This window comes from Klebsiella sp. HMSC25G12, from assembly GCF_001807705.1.
In the GTDB taxonomy this organism is placed as follows: domain Bacteria; phylum Pseudomonadota; class Gammaproteobacteria; order Enterobacterales; family Enterobacteriaceae; genus Klebsiella; species Klebsiella variicola.
Genome location: NZ_KV789841.1, coordinates 53862 through 68164, shown reverse-complemented (window position 1 = coordinate 68164; position 14303 = coordinate 53862). Strand labels below are relative to the sequence as shown.

Sequence of the window (14303 nt, the reverse complement as noted above, 5' to 3'; positions counted from 1 at the left end):
ATTAAAGGTCATCAGTTTTAGCATGTACACCTGCTTTTAAGGATGCGCTGTATTCGTCCTCTGGTTTAATAATAAATTTCAAACGGACAGAGATATGCCAGCAAAAGATCCTGCAGTACCCACGGACGCCACGCTGGGGTACACCTTTCAAAATGATTTTCTGGCGCTAAGCCGGGCATTTTCCCTGCCGGATATTGATTATCATGATATTTCCCGGCGCGAGCAGCTGAATGCGGCGCTGAAGCGCTGGCCGTTACTGGCAGAGTTTGCAGAGAAAAAATAAGGAAGCCGGAGATGGCTATTCTGGGATTACAGGGCGTGCGCGGGGGGACTGGCGTCACGTCCATTACGGCTGCACTCGCCTGGGCGCTGCAATTGCTCGGTGAAACGGTGCTGGCGATCGACGCCAGCCCGGATAATATGCTGCGCTTTTTTTTCAATACCGATGTCCATCATCAGGACGGCTGGGCGCGGGCGCTGCTCGACGGCCGGGACTGGCGCGACGCGGGTCTGCGCTATACGCAACATATCGATCTGCTGCCGTTTGGCCAGCTCAGCGCCGGCGAAAGAGAAAATGCTGACCAGCTGCAGCCCGCGCTGGGGGCGATGGCGGAGGCTGTGCAGCAGCTGCAGAGCCAGTACCGCTGGCTGCTGCTGGATCTGCCGAACGGTTATTCGCCATTAACCCGCGAGCTGCTGACGCTGTGCGATCGCACACTGGTGGTGGTTCATCCCGACGCCAATAGCCATATCCGTCTACACCAGCAGCCCCTCCCGGCCAACAGCGACATTCTGATTAACGATCTGCGGGTCGGCAGCCAGCTACAGGAAGATCTCTACCAGCTGTGGCTGGAGAGCCAGCCGCGCATCCTGCCGGTGACGATTCACCGCGACGAGGCGATGGCCGAGTGCCTGGCGGCGAAACAACCTCTCGGGGAGTATCGTCAGGACTCCCTGGCGGCGGAAGAGGTGCTGACCCTGGCGAACTGGTGCCTGATCCACTATTCCGGCGGGAGGCCGGCATGATCCGCCTCAGCACGCTGCTGCTGGCTCCGCCGGTGGGGGAACGGCTGCGCGCGCGCTATGACGACTATCGGCAGCACGGGGCCTCCTGGCTTTCGGCGTCGCTTGGCTGTCTGTGGGCGTCGCTGGTCTGGGCGCTGATGCCGCTGGAGACGCCGCGCTGGCAGGCGATTCTGGCCCACCATGAAACCTATTTTCCCCATATTAATCCGCATCGCCCGCGTCCGCTGGATCCGCTGCGCTACCTGCTGCAATCCCTGTGGTTGCTGGCGACGCGCGTGCCGGAGCCGGAAAAAAAGGTCAACTGGCGCTCGCTGGCGGCTCTGGAAGGGGTGCACGGTCGCTATACGCAATGGCTGGAGAAACTGCCTGAACAGGTGAACGCCCGCACCGGCCATCTGGATAAACAGAAAGAGCTGGCGCACCTTAATCCAAAGCTGCGCCGGGTAATCCTTGGGGGGGTGACCTTCTGCTCGCTGGTGCTGGCGCTAATGTGTATTACGCAGCCCTTTAACCCGCTGTCGCAGTTTATCTTCCTGATGCTGCTGTGGGGCGTGGCGCTGCTGGTGCGGCGCATCCCGGGGCGTTTCTCGGCGCTGATGCTTATCGTGCTGTCGCTGACGGTGTCGTGCCGCTATATCTGGTGGCGCTACACCTCGACGCTGAACTGGAACGACCCGGTAAGCCTGGTGTGCGGGATCATTCTGCTGTTCGCAGAGACCTACGCCTGGGTGGTGCTGGTACTGGGCTACTTCCAGGTGGTCTGGCCGCTGAACCGCCAGCCGGTGCCGCTGCCGGAGGATATGGATCTGTGGCCAACCGTGGACATCTTCGTCCCTACCTACAACGAAGATCTCAACGTGGTGAAAAACACCATTTACGCCTCGCAGGGCATCGACTGGCCGAAGGACAAGCTGAACATCTGGATCCTCGACGATGGTGGACGGGAAGCGTTTCGCCAGTTTGCCAAAGATGTCGGGGTGCACTATATCGCCCGTACCAGCCACGAGCACGCCAAGGCCGGTAACATCAACAATGCGCTGAGATACGCTAAAGGGGAGTTCGTCTCGATCTTTGACTGCGACCATGTGCCAACGCGCTCGTTTCTGCAGATGACCATGGGCTGGTTCCTGAAAGAGAAAGAGCTGGCGATGATGCAGACCCCGCACCACTTCTTCTCGCCCGATCCCTTTGAGCGCAACCTTGGCCGCTTTCGCAAAACGCCGAACGAAGGGACGTTGTTCTACGGCCTGGTGCAGGACGGGAACGACATGTGGGACGCCACCTTCTTCTGCGGCTCCTGTGCCGTTATCCGTCGCGGCCCGCTGGATGAGATTGGCGGGATAGCCGTCGAAACGGTAACCGAAGATGCCCATACCTCTCTGCGTCTGCACCGGCGGGGACACACCTCAGCCTATATGCGGATCCCGCAGGCGGCGGGGCTGGCGACGGAGAGTTTGTCCGCGCATATCGGCCAGCGCATCCGCTGGGCGCGCGGGATGGTGCAGATTTTCCGGCTCGATAACCCGCTGTTTGGCAAAGGCCTGAAGCTGGCGCAGCGCGTCTGCTACGCCAACGCCATGCTCCACTTCCTCTCCGGTATTCCGCGCCTCATCTTCCTCACGGCGCCGCTGGCCTTTTTGCTGCTCCATGCCTATATCATTTATGCGCCCGCGCTGATGATCGCGCTGTTCGTGCTGCCGCACATGATCCACGCCAGCCTGACCAACTCGAAGATTCAGGGCAAATACCGCCATTCGTTCTGGAGTGAAATCTACGAGACGGTGCTGGCCTGGTATATCGCGCCGCCCACCTTTGTGGCGCTGATTAACCCGCATAAAGGTAAGTTCAACGTCACCGCGAAGGGCGGGCTGGTGGAAGAAGAGTATGTCGACTGGGTGATCTCCCGGCCCTATATCTACCTTGTACTGCTCAATCTGGTCGGCGTCGCGGTGGGGATCTGGCGATTTATGTATGGCCCGGAAAACGAAATTCTCACCGTCTGGGTGAGTATTGTCTGGGTGTTCTACAACCTGATTATTCTTGGCGGCGCGGTGGCGGTCTCGGTCGAAAGCAAGCAGGTTCGCCGTTCGCATCGTGTCGAAATGAGCATGCCGGCGGCGATTGCCCGCGAAGATGGCCATCTGTTCTCCTGCACGGTTCACGACTATTCCGACGGCGGGCTGGGGATCAAAATTCACGGCGACGCGCAGGTGCTGGAAGGCCAGAACGCCCGGCTGTTGCTCAAACGAGGACAGCAGGAATATGCCTTCCCGGTAAGGGTCGCGCGGGTCAACGGCAGCGAGGTGGGGCTCCAGCTACTGCCGTTGACCAACCAACAGCATATCGATTTTGTGCAGTGTACGTTTGCCCGCGCTGATACGTGGGCGCTTTGGCAGGATAGCTTCCCGGAAGACAAGCCGATGGAAAGCCTGCTGGATATCCTCAAGCTGGGCTTCCGTGGCTATCGTCACCTGGCGGAGTTTTCGCCGCCGTCGGTGAAGGTGGTTTTCCGCGCGCTCACTTCGCTGGTGGCCTGGATAGTGTCGTTTGTACCCCGACGCCCTGAACGCGCCGCGCCGACGCTCTCCGCAGACCCGGCAATGGCTCAACAATGATGATAATGCGATGAAAAGAAAACTTTCCTGGATGTGTGCAGTAGCGGTGGGCATGTGCAGCTGGTATCCGCTGGCCTCTTATGCGGCGCCGGCCGTCGTGGCGAACGCCGCCCCTGGCGTTCAGCCGCAGGTAGCGACCCCGGGCGCGCCGATCGTGGTGGGCGAGCCAACGGCGGCCCTTGCCGAACCGACCGCCCCGGCGGCGGTGGCCGAGAACGTCCCGCAGCGGGAGGTGAAGCTGACTTTTGCCACCATCGCGCCGCCGCCCGGCAGCATCGTGCTGCGCGGCTCACGGCCTGACGCGTCGGTCGAATTCGGCATGCGCAGCGATGAGCTGGTCGCCAACGCGCTGCTCAACCTGGAATACACCCCATCGCCTTCGCTGCTGCCCGTGCAGTCGCAGCTGAAAGTCTATCTCAACGATGAGCTGATGGGCGTCCTGCCCGTGACCAAAGAGCAGCTGGGGAAAAAGATCCGCGCGCAGTTGCCGATTGACCCGCTGTACATCACCGACTTCAACCGCGTACGGCTGGAGTTTGTCGGTCACTACCGCGATGTCTGCGAAAACCCCGCCAGCAGCACGCTGTGGCTGGACGTCGGGCGCGAAAGCTATCTGGATCTCACCTACCAGTCGCTGAAGGTGCATAACGATCTGTCACACTTCCCGGTGCCGTTCTACGATCCGCGCGATAACCGCCCGCTGACGCTACCGATGATTTTCCCGGGCTCGCCAGCGGTGGCCCAGCAGCAGGCGGCGGCGATTGTCGCCTCCTGGTTCGGCAGCAAGGCCGGCTGGCGCGGCCAGCAGTTCCCGGTCTATTTCAACGAACTGCCGGATCGTAACGCCATTGTCTTCGCCACCAACGACAAGCGCCCGGACTTCCTGCGCGATCATCCGCCGGTCAAGGCGCCGACCATCGAAATGATCGACAACCCGAACGATCCTTACGTCAAGCTGCTGGTAATTTTCGGCCGCGATGATAACGACCTGCTGCTGGCAGCGAAGGGGATTGCCCAGGGCAATATTCTGTTCCGCGGCAGCAGCGTCACCGTGGACGGCATCAAAACCCTGCAGCCGCGTCAGCCTTACGACGCACCGAACTGGGTGCGCACCGACCGCTCGGTCACCTTCGCTGAGCTGAAAACCTATGAGCAACAGCTGCAGTCCAGCGGGCTGGTGCCGGATGCCATCACCGTGGCGCTTAATCTGCCGCCGGATCTCTATCTGCTGCGGGCCAACGGCATCGATATGGATCTGAAATATCGCTACACCATGCCGCCGGTGAAGGACAGTTCGCGGATGGATATCAGCCTCAACGACCAGTTCCTGCAGTCGTTCAGCCTGAACAGCGCTCAGGACGTGAACAAACTGATCCTGCGCCTGCCGGTGCTGCAGGGGCTGCTGGACGGCAAATCAGAGGTCACCATCCCCGCGCTGCGTCTCGGGGCGGTCAACCAGCTGCGCTTTGACTTCCAGTACATGAACCCGATGCCGGGCGGCTCCATCGACAACTGTATTACCTTCCAGCCGGTGCAGAACCATGTGGTGATTGGCGACGATTCGACCATCGACTTCTCGAAGTATTATCACTTTATCGCCCTGCCGGACCTGCGCGTCTTCGCCAATGCGGGCTTCCCTTACAGCCGTATGGCCGACCTCTCCGACACGCTGGTGGTGGTGCCGAAAGCGCCGACCCAGGGCCAGGTGGCGACGCTGCTGCAGGCGCTGGGCGGTATCGGTTCGCAGACCGGTCTGGCGGCGATTAATCTGCAGATGACCGACGATGGCAACCAGATCAAGAACAAAGATGCGGATCTGCTGCTGATCGGCGCGATCCCGTCGTCCCTCAAGGACGACACCAAAATCAACCTGCTGGTCGAGGCGACCAAAAGCTGGGTGAAAATGCCGATGCGCCACTATGACCTGGCGAGCATTTATCCCGATGACGATGCCCGCACGCCCAATACCCGCACCGACATTACCTCTTCCGGGCCGATGGCGGCGGTGATTGGCTTCCAGTCGCCGTATAACGATCAGCGCAGCGTGGTGGCCCTGCTGGCCGACAGCCCGCGCGGTAATGAACTGCTGACCAACGCCCTCAACGACAGCGGTAAGCGGGCAGCAATGTTTGGCTCGGTAGCGGTGATCCGCGAGTCCGGCGTCAACAGTCTGCGGGTAGGGGATATCTACTACGTGGGTCATCTGCCCTGGTTCGAGCGCATCTGGTTCGCGCTCTCTAACCACCCGATACTGCTGGCGATCTTCGCCGCTATCAGTATTGTGCTGCTGGCGTGGGTGCTGTGGCGCATGCTGCGCATCATCAGTCGCCGCCGTCTTAGCCTGGATGATGAATAAACCATGATGAAAGTACTTTGTGGCGCGGTGCTCTCCGCGCTGCTGCTGGCGGCGGGCCCGGTGAGCGCCGCCTGCCAGTGGCCCGCCTGGGAGCAGTTTAAAAAAGCGTACGTCAGCCCTGAGGGACGGGTGATTGACCCCAGCGATGCGCGCAAAATCTCCACCTCGGAAGGACAGAGCTATGGCCTGTTTTTCGCCCTGGCCGCCAACGATCGCGCGGGGTTCGACAAACTGCTGACCTGGACGCAGAACAACCTGGCGGAAGGCGACCTGCGGCAACATCTGCCGGGCTGGCTGTGGGGCAAAAAGGACGATGAGCAGTGGACGTTGCTGGACAGCAACTCGGCCTCCGACTCGGATCTGTGGATAGCCTGGGCGCTGCTGGAGGCGGGCCGCCTGTGGCAGCAGCCGCAGTACACCGAGACCGGCAAAGCACTGCTGGCGCGGATTGTCGAGGAAGAGACGGTGGCGGTGCCCGGTCTTGGCACGATGCTGCTGCCGGGAAAAGTCGGTTTTGCCGATGACAGCGGCTGGCGGTTTAACCCCAGCTATCTTCCGCCGCAGCTGGCCACCTACTTTGTGCGTTTTGGCGCGCCGTGGCCTGCCCTGCGCGACAGTAACCTGCGCCTGCTGCTGGAAACCGCGCCGAAAGGCTTTACGCCGGACTGGGTGCGTTATGAGAAAGGGAAAGGCTGGCAGCTGAAAACCGAGAAACCGCTGATCGGTAGCTATGACGCGATTCGCGTCTACCTGTGGGTGGGCATGCTCCATGATGGCGATAAGCAGAAAGCGCGACTGCTGCAACGCTTCGCGCCGATGGCGGCGCAGACCACGGAGCAGGGGGTACCGCCGGAGAAAGTGAATATCGCCACCGGCAAAACCAGCGGCCAGGGGCCCGTGGGCTTCTCCGCGGTGATGCTACCGTTTTTACAGGACGACGAGGCCCGGTCGGTGCAACGCCAGCGCGTCGCCGATAACTATCCCGGCGCGGATGCCTACTACAGCGCAGTTCTGACGCTGTTCGGCCAGGGTTGGGATCAACACCGTTTTCGTTTCACTGCGGGTGGCGAATTACAACCTGACTGGAACCAGGAATGCGCAAGCTCTCACTAAGTTTACTCACGCTGTCCCTCGGCGTGGCGCTGCTGCCGTTAGCGCAGGCGGCGACGACGCCTGCCCAGGAGCATCTGCTGGAGCAGGTCCGCCTTGGCGAGGCCAGTAATCGTGAAGACCTGGTGCGCCAGTCGCTGTACCGCCTGGAGCTGATTGATCCCAACAACCCGGATCTGATTGCCGCGCGGATGCGCTACCTGCTGCGTCAGGGGGATGCCGCCGGGGCGCAAAAAGAGCTGGAACGACTGACAAAGCTGGCGCCGGACTCCCCGGAGCTGAAGGCGTCGCGCAATGAGATGAAAAGCAACACCGGCGAGGGCCGGCAGGCGCTGCAGCAGGCGCGACTGCTGGGCGTGGCCGGGAAGGTCGATGAAGCCATCGCCGCCTATGAAAAACTGTACGGCGGGGTGCCGGATGACGTTGACGTCGCCATTGAATACTGGACGCTGGTGGCGCGCCTGCCCGCTCGCCATAGCGAAGGCGTCAGCCAGTTGAAAAAACTGAACGCCAGCGCGCCGGGCAACGTCAGCCTGCTGACTTCGCTGGCGAAGCAGATGTTTGCCGATAACAAACCGCAGGAAGGGTTTGCCTATCTGGCGGAGATGGCCCGCTCGGCCTCAGGACGCGGCATCGCCGCCGACATGTGGTTCAGTGAAGTGAAAAGCATGCCGGTGAGCAAGGCCAGCGTGCAGGCGTTGCAGCAATTTCTCCTGCAGTTTCCCACCGGCTCGGTGGCGGCGAACGCCCGCGTTCTGCTCGACCAGCAGCAGGCGCAGCTGCAGGATCCGACCTTCCGCGCCCGCTCGGAAGGGCTGGCGGCGGTCAAGTCCGGGAATGCCTCGCAGGCGGTCGCGGATCTGCAGAAAGCCGTTCAGGCCGACAGCCGCGACAGCGATGCGGTGGGCGCCCTCGGCCAGGCCTATTCCCAGCGCGGCGATCGCGCGCGGGCAGTGGCGCAGCTCAATAAAGCGATTGCCATGGACCCCGACAGCCCGAACCGCGGCAAATGGGACAGCCTGCTGCAAACCAACCGTTACTGGCTACTGATCAAGCAGGGGGATAACGCCCTGAAAGCCGGCCAGCTTTCGCAGGCGCAGCACTATTATGCCCAGGCGCAGCGGGTCGATCGCACCGACAGTTATGCCGTGCTGGGATTGGGGGACGTCGCGGCGGCGCGCAAAGAGTCGGCAGCGGCGGAGCGCTATTACCAGCAGGCGTTGCGCCTGGATCGCGGTAATGATCTGGCGGTGCGCGGTCTGGCCAACCTCTATCGCGCCGAATCGCCGGAGAAAGCCAGCGCCTGGATCGCCGGCCTCCCTCCCGCTCAGCGGCGGAGCATCGATGATATTGAGCGCAGTCTGACCAACGACCGGCTGGAGAAACAGGCGCAGGCCCTGGAAAGTCAGGGCAACTGGGCGCAGGCGGCGGAAGTCCAGCGTCGGCGCCTGGCGCTGGATCCGGACAGCGTGTGGATAACCTACCGTCTGGCGCGCGATCTGGTTAGCGCCGGTGAACGCCAGGAGGCCGACGCGCTGATGCGGGCGATGGTCAACCGCCAGCCGCAGGATGCTGAACGGGTCTACGCCTCGGGGCTCTACCTGTCGGGAAACGACCAGGACGATCTGGCCCTGGCGCAAATCGCCGCTCTGCCGCGCAGCGCGTGGACGGATAATATTCGTGAGCTCGAAGCGCGTTTGCAAAGCGACCGGGTGCTGCGCCAGGCCAACCAGCTGCGCGACAGCGGTAACGAAGCGCAGGCGATCGCCCTTATCCAACAGCAGCCCGCCTCGGTGCGCTATGACCTGACGCTGGCCGACTGGGCGCAGCAGCGCGGCGACAGCCAGACGGCGATTGCCGACTATCAGCGGGTGCTGCGCCAGGAGGCCGACAATGGCGATGCGCGCCTCGGCCTTGCGGAAGTCTACCTGGCCGAGGGCGATAAACAGGCCGCCCGGGCGCAGGTCATGCAGTTGAAAGGCGCAGAGACCGAATCCATGAATATGCAGCGTCGGGTCGCGCTGGCGCGAGCCGGCCTTGGCGATACCGCTGATGCCCAACAGATTTTTAACCAGATTGTGCCGCAGGCGAAGGCGCAGCCGCCCTCGATGGAGAGCGCGTTGGTGCTGCGCGATGCCGCGCGCTTTGCCACCCAGACCGGGGCGCCGCAGCAGGCGCTGACGCACTACCGGGAGGCGATGGTGGCCTCCGGCATTACCCCCGCGCAGCCGCAGGATAACGATACTTTTACGCGGCTGACGCGCAACGACAGCCATGATGACTGGCTGAAGCGTGGGATCCGCAGCGATGCCGCCGACCTTTATCGTCAGCAGGATCTGAACGTCACCCTGGAACATGACTTCTGGGGTTCCAGCGGCACCGGCGGCTATTCCGACCTGAAGGCGCATACCACCATGCTGCAGGTGGATGCTCCGCTGGCGGATGGCCGGATGTTCTTCCGCACCGACCTGGTCAATATGGATGCCGGCAGCTTTTCCACCCACAGCGACGGGAGCTACTCGCCCAGCTGGGGCACCTGCGGGGAGATCGCCTGTACCAGCGGCAGTAAAAATCAGACCGACAGCGGGGCCAGCGTGGCGGTCGGCTGGAAGAATGACACCTGGAGCGGGGATATCGGCACCACCCCGATGGGCTTCAATGTCGTCGATGTGGTGGGGGGGCTGAGCTACAGCAGCGACGTCGGGCCGGTGGGGTACACGGTCAACGTCCACCGGCGGCCTATCTCCAGCTCGCTGCTCTCCTTTGGCGGGCAGAAAGACAGCAGCAGCCATACCGGCACCACCTGGGGCGGCGTCCGCGCCGACGGCGGCGGCCTGAGCCTCAGTTATGACCGGGGCGAAGCGCACGGCATCTGGTCCTCGCTGGGGGCCGATTCGCTGACCGGTAAAAACGTGGCGGATAACTGGCGCGTGCGCTGGATGACCGGGTACTACTACAAGGTCATCAACGAGAATAATCGTCGCGTCACCGTCGGCCTCAACAATATGATCTGGCACTACGACAAAGATCTCAGCGGTTACACCCTCGGCCAGGGCGGCTATTACAGCCCGCAGGAGTATCTCTCATTCGCCGTGCCGGTGACCTGGCGTCAGCGTACCGAGAACTGGTCCTGGGAGCTCGGCGGGTCGGTGTCATGGTCCCATTCGCGCACCCAGACGCAAGCCCGTTATCCGCTGCTGAACCTGATCCCGTCCGACTACCGCCAGCGCGCTAGCGAGCTGACGGAGGAGGGGAGCAGCAGTCAGGGATTCGGTTACACCGCCAGAGCGCTGGTGGAGCGGCGGGTGACCAGCAACTGGTTCGTCGGCGCCGCGGTCGATATTCAGCAGGCGAAGGATTACACCCCGAGCCATGCGCTGCTTTACGTCCGCTACTCGGCGGCCGGCTGGCAGGGGGATCTGGATATGCCGCCCCAGCCGCTGGTGCCCTACGCCGACTGGTAGCAGAATAGGCTGAATTACGTCACAGAGCGCCACTCCACGACGCGCTTCGCGTATACTCGTGAGGCATTGCCCACCGTCGGCCGCCGGGGCGATTTCCCCGGCGTCTGCGCCACCGCGCGGAAATATCCCGTCACTTCATCCCTCGCGGGCGTGGGCGAAGGATTTGAGTATATAATCAGCCTGAAACGACCGGCATTGAAGGATTGATACCGGGTATGCATTCAGTATCAGTGGAGAACACCGTTGCGCGTCAGCCGTTCACTTACAATCAAACAGATGGCGATGGTCGCGAGCGTGTCCATGGCCTTTGTATTGGTTTTTTGCACTATTTTGCTGTTTCACTTTGTGCAACAGAGTCGCTTTACCACGGCCACGCAGTTAGAAAGTATCGCGCGATCCGTTCGCGAACCGCTGTCTGCGGCTATTCTGAAAGCCGATATTCCGGAAGCGGAAGCCATTTTAAGCCGTATCCAGCCTGCTGGCATCGTCAGCCGGGCGGATGTGGTGTTGCCGAACCAGTTCCAGGCGCTGCGGATGCGATTTATCCCCGAGCGGCCGGTGCCGGTAACCGTCACCCGGCTGTTTGAGCTGCCGGTGCAGATTTCGCTGCCCATTTATTCGCTGGAGCGGCCGGCCAACCCGCAGCCGCTGGCCTATCTGGTGCTGCAGGCCGACTCCTATCGCATGTATAAATTCGTCATGAGCGCCCTTGCTACGTTAGTGACTGCTTACTTACTTCTGGTGCTGATGCTGACGGTGGCGCTCACCTGGTGCATCAACCGGCTGATGGTTCGCCCTCTGCGGCGTATCGCCCGCGAGCTGAACGATCTCTCCCAGCAGGAGCGTCTTGGCCATCAGCTGACCCTCCCGCGCCTGCACCATGACGACGAGATCGGTATGCTGGTGCGCAGCTATAACCGCAACCAGCAGAGCCTGGTCCGCCAGCATGATGAGCTGTCCATCCAGTCGACCCGCTTCCCGGTCTCCGAGCTGCCGAATAAAGCCTTTTTGCTGGCGATGCTGGAGCAGACGGTGGCCCGCCCGCAGAGCGCCGCGCTGATCGTCGTCGCCTGTGAAACCCTGCAGGACGCCGCCGGGGTCCTCAAGGAGAGTCAGCGCGAAATGCTGCTCCTGACGCTGGTGGAGAAGCTGCGGGCCGCGATCCCGCCGCAGATGGTGCTGGCTCAGGTGAGCGGGTATGACTTCGCGATTCTCGCCGATGGCCTTGCCGAACCGTGGCAGGCGGTGACGTTAAGTAAGCAAGTGCTCACTATTATTAATGAGCGTTTGCCGCTGCATGGGCTGCAGCTGCGGCCCTACGCCAGCGTCGGGATCGCCATGTTCCACGCCGGGCTCAGCGCCGAGCAGTTTTACCGGCGCGCGGTGTCGGCTGCCGTCACCGCACGACGTAAAGGCAAAAACCAGATTGAGTTCTTCGATCCCGAGCAGATGGAAAAGGCTCAGCGCCGTCTGATGGAAGAGCACGACATTATGACCGCCCTCGACAACCAGCAGTTCGCTATCTGGCTGCAGCCGCAGGTGGCCTGCGCCAGCGGCGAGATCTGCGGCGCCGAAGTACTGCTGCGCCAGCGGCAGGCGGATGGCAGCTGGTCGCTACCACCGTCGCTGATTGAGCGCATTGAGTCCTGCGGGCTGATTATCCCGGTCGGCTACTGGGTGATGGAAGAGGCCTGCCGCCAGCTGGCGGCCTGGCAAAGCCAGGGGATTATGCTGCCGCTGTCGGTCAATGTTTCCCTGCTCCAGCTGCTGGAACACGACCGTGGCGAGGAGATGCTAAAGCTGATCGCCCGCTACCGTATCGCCCCTGGCACCCTCATCCTCGAGGTGACGGAGAGCTGCCGGATGGACGATCCGCAGGATGTGATGGCGCGGTTGCGACCGCTGCGCGAGGCCGGGGTACAGATTGCGCTGGATGATTTTGGCATGGGTTATGCCGGGTTGCACCAGCTGCAGCAGATGAAAGCTCTGCCGGTGGATATTCTGAAAATCGATAAAGTATTCATCGATATGCTGCCGGAGGATGTCAGCATGGTGCCGGCGATGATCCAGCTCGCGCGCGGCCTGTCGCTGCGTATCGTGGCGGAAGGGGTGGAGAACGACGCCCAGTACCGCTGGTTGCAAGCCGCGGGCGTCGAGGTGCTCCAGGGCCATCTGTTCGGTTGCGCTTTGCCGCTGGAGGCATTCAGCGCGCGCTATCTCTCCCCGGTTCGTGAGGATGAAAATTTGTAAATGTTTTGTTGACTTGTGCGAGTCAGCTCAAAGATTTTAACAATTGCGTTGCACTTTCGGCGTTAGTTATTTCTGAAATGTTTCCAGGGTGTTATTTTTAAGCCACAGACGTCAAATATCCCTTCTTGCTCTGTGGTTATTCCCAAAGGACACCCTATGAAAACCTCTATCTTTAAAAGCCTCTATGTCCAGGTTCTGACGGCCATAGCGATCGGTATTCTGCTGGGCCATTTTTACCCGGAACTGGGCGCGCAAATGAAACCCTTCGGCGACGCCTTCGTTAAGCTGATTAAAATGGTGATTGCTCCGGTTATCTTCTGTACCGTCGTGACGGGGATCGCCGGGATGGAAAGCATGAAAGCCGTCGGCCGTACCGGGGCGGTGGCGCTGCTCTATTTCGAAGTGGTCAGCACCATCGCGCTGATTATCGGTCTGATTATCGTCAACGTGGTGCAGCCTGGCGCCGGGATGAACGTCGACCCGTCAACGCTCGATGCGAAAGCGGTGGCGGTGTACGCTGAGCAGGCGAAAGACCAGGGGGTGGTGGCCTTTTTACTGGATGTGATCCCGGGCAGCGTCATTGGCGCCTTCGCCAGCGGCAACATTCTGCAGGTGCTGCTGTTCGCCGTCCTGTTTGGTTTTGCCCTGCACCGTCTGGGCAGCAAGGGCCAGCTGATTTTCAACGTCATTGAAAGCTTCTCCCAGGTTATCTTCGGCATCATCAATATGATCATGCGCCTGGCGCCGATTGGCGCCTTCGGGGCCATGGCCTTTACCATCGGTAAATATGGCGTCGGCACCCTGGTGCAGTTGGGGCAGCTGATCATCTGCTTCTACATCACCTGTATTCTGTTCGTGGTGGTGGTGCTGGGGAGTATCGCCCGGGCTACCGGCTTCAGCATCTTCAAATTTATCCGCTATATCCGTGAGGAGCTGCTGATTGTGCTGGGAACCTCCTCGTCAGAATCAGCGCTGCCGAGAATGCTCGACAAGATGGAGAAGCTGGGCTGCCGCAAATCGGTGGTGGGCCTCGTGATCCCGACCGGCTATTCGTTCAACCTCGATGGCACCTCCATCTACCTGACGATGGCCGCGGTCTTTATCGCCCAGGCGACCAACAGCCATATGGATATTTTCCATCAGATCACCCTGCTGGTGGTGCTGCTGCTCTCCTCGAAAGGGGCGGCGGGGGTGACCGGCAGCGGCTTCATCGTGCTGGCGGCGACCATCTCCGCCGTCGGGCATTTGCCGGTGGCGGGCCTGGCGCTGATCCTCGGTATCGACCGCTTTATGTCCGAAGCCCGTGCGCTGACCAACCTGGTGGGTAACGGCGTCGCTACGGTGGTGGTGGCTAAATGGGTCAAAGAACTCGATGCCAAACAGATGGATGATGTTCTGAATAACCGTGTTCCAGCGAACAAATCGCACGAATTATCCTCTTAAATCCTCCTCTTAGGCCCGTACTCCCTTGCTGGAGTACGG

At 61.3% G+C, this 14303-nt stretch carries 8 protein-coding genes; all 8 read left to right on the top strand.

What is annotated here, in order from left to right; translation table 11 throughout:
• The first annotated feature begins 94 nt into the window (after positions 1–94).
• On the top strand, positions 95–283 hold the full coding sequence (bcsR, locus tag HMPREF3096_RS06620; protein WP_002921513.1) for a cellulose biosynthesis protein BcsR: 189 nt from the start codon (positions 95–97) through the stop codon (positions 281–283).
• A gap of 11 nt (positions 284–294) precedes the next feature.
• Positions 295–1026 carry a cellulose biosynthesis protein BcsQ gene (bcsQ, locus tag HMPREF3096_RS06615; protein WP_022064695.1) on the top strand — a complete coding sequence of 244 codons (732 nt, stop codon included), beginning with the start codon at positions 295–297 and terminating at the stop codon, positions 1024–1026.
• Complete coding sequence (gene bcsA, locus HMPREF3096_RS06610) at positions 1023–3641, top strand: UDP-forming cellulose synthase catalytic subunit (protein WP_032731425.1); 2619 nt, start codon at positions 1023–1025, stop codon at positions 3639–3641. Before bcsQ ends, bcsA begins: the two co-directional genes overlap by 4 nt.
• A 10-nt stretch (positions 3642–3651) precedes the next feature.
• Positions 3652–5997 (top strand): cellulose biosynthesis cyclic di-GMP-binding regulatory protein BcsB, encoded by a 2346-nt coding sequence (bcsB, locus tag HMPREF3096_RS06605; RefSeq protein ID WP_008806916.1) that lies wholly within the window; start codon positions 3652–3654, stop codon positions 5995–5997.
• Positions 5998–6000: 3 nt separating this feature from the next.
• Positions 6001–7110, top strand: coding sequence for a cellulose synthase complex periplasmic endoglucanase BcsZ (gene bcsZ / locus HMPREF3096_RS06600; RefSeq protein WP_023298318.1), 1110 nt, complete (start codon positions 6001–6003; stop codon positions 7108–7110).
• Positions 7092–10571, top strand: a complete 3480-nt coding sequence (bcsC, locus tag HMPREF3096_RS06595) for a cellulose synthase complex outer membrane protein BcsC (protein ID WP_064169480.1) — start codon at positions 7092–7094, stop codon at positions 10569–10571. Before bcsZ ends, bcsC begins: the two co-directional genes overlap by 19 nt.
• A 243-nt stretch (positions 10572–10814) precedes the next feature.
• Positions 10815–12821, top strand: a complete 2007-nt coding sequence (hmsP, locus tag HMPREF3096_RS06590) for a biofilm formation regulator HmsP (RefSeq protein ID WP_032731420.1) — start codon at positions 10815–10817, stop codon at positions 12819–12821.
• A gap of 156 nt (positions 12822–12977) precedes the next feature.
• Positions 12978–14264, top strand: a complete 1287-nt coding sequence (locus HMPREF3096_RS06585) for a dicarboxylate/amino acid:cation symporter (RefSeq protein ID WP_008806920.1) — start codon at positions 12978–12980, stop codon at positions 14262–14264.
• Positions 14265–14303: the final 39 nt, after the last annotated feature.

Bases quoted from the DNA above. Each gene is read 5' to 3' on its own strand.
- bcsB (WP_008806916.1), top strand. From the start codon at position 3,652: ATGAAAAGAAAACTTTCCTGGATGTGTGCAGTAGCGGTGGGCATGTGC.
- bcsQ (WP_022064695.1), top strand. From the start codon at position 295: ATGGCTATTCTGGGATTACAGGGCGTGCGCGGGGGGACTGGCGTCACG.
- HMPREF3096_RS06585 (WP_008806920.1), top strand. From the start codon at position 12,978: ATGAAAACCTCTATCTTTAAAAGCCTCTATGTCCAGGTTCTGACGGCC.
- bcsR (WP_002921513.1), top strand. From the start codon at position 95: ATGCCAGCAAAAGATCCTGCAGTACCCACGGACGCCACGCTGGGGTAC.
- bcsC (WP_064169480.1), top strand. From the start codon at position 7,092: ATGCGCAAGCTCTCACTAAGTTTACTCACGCTGTCCCTCGGCGTGGCG.
- bcsA (WP_032731425.1), top strand. From the start codon at position 1,023: ATGATCCGCCTCAGCACGCTGCTGCTGGCTCCGCCGGTGGGGGAACGG.
- bcsZ (WP_023298318.1), top strand. From the start codon at position 6,001: ATGATGAAAGTACTTTGTGGCGCGGTGCTCTCCGCGCTGCTGCTGGCG.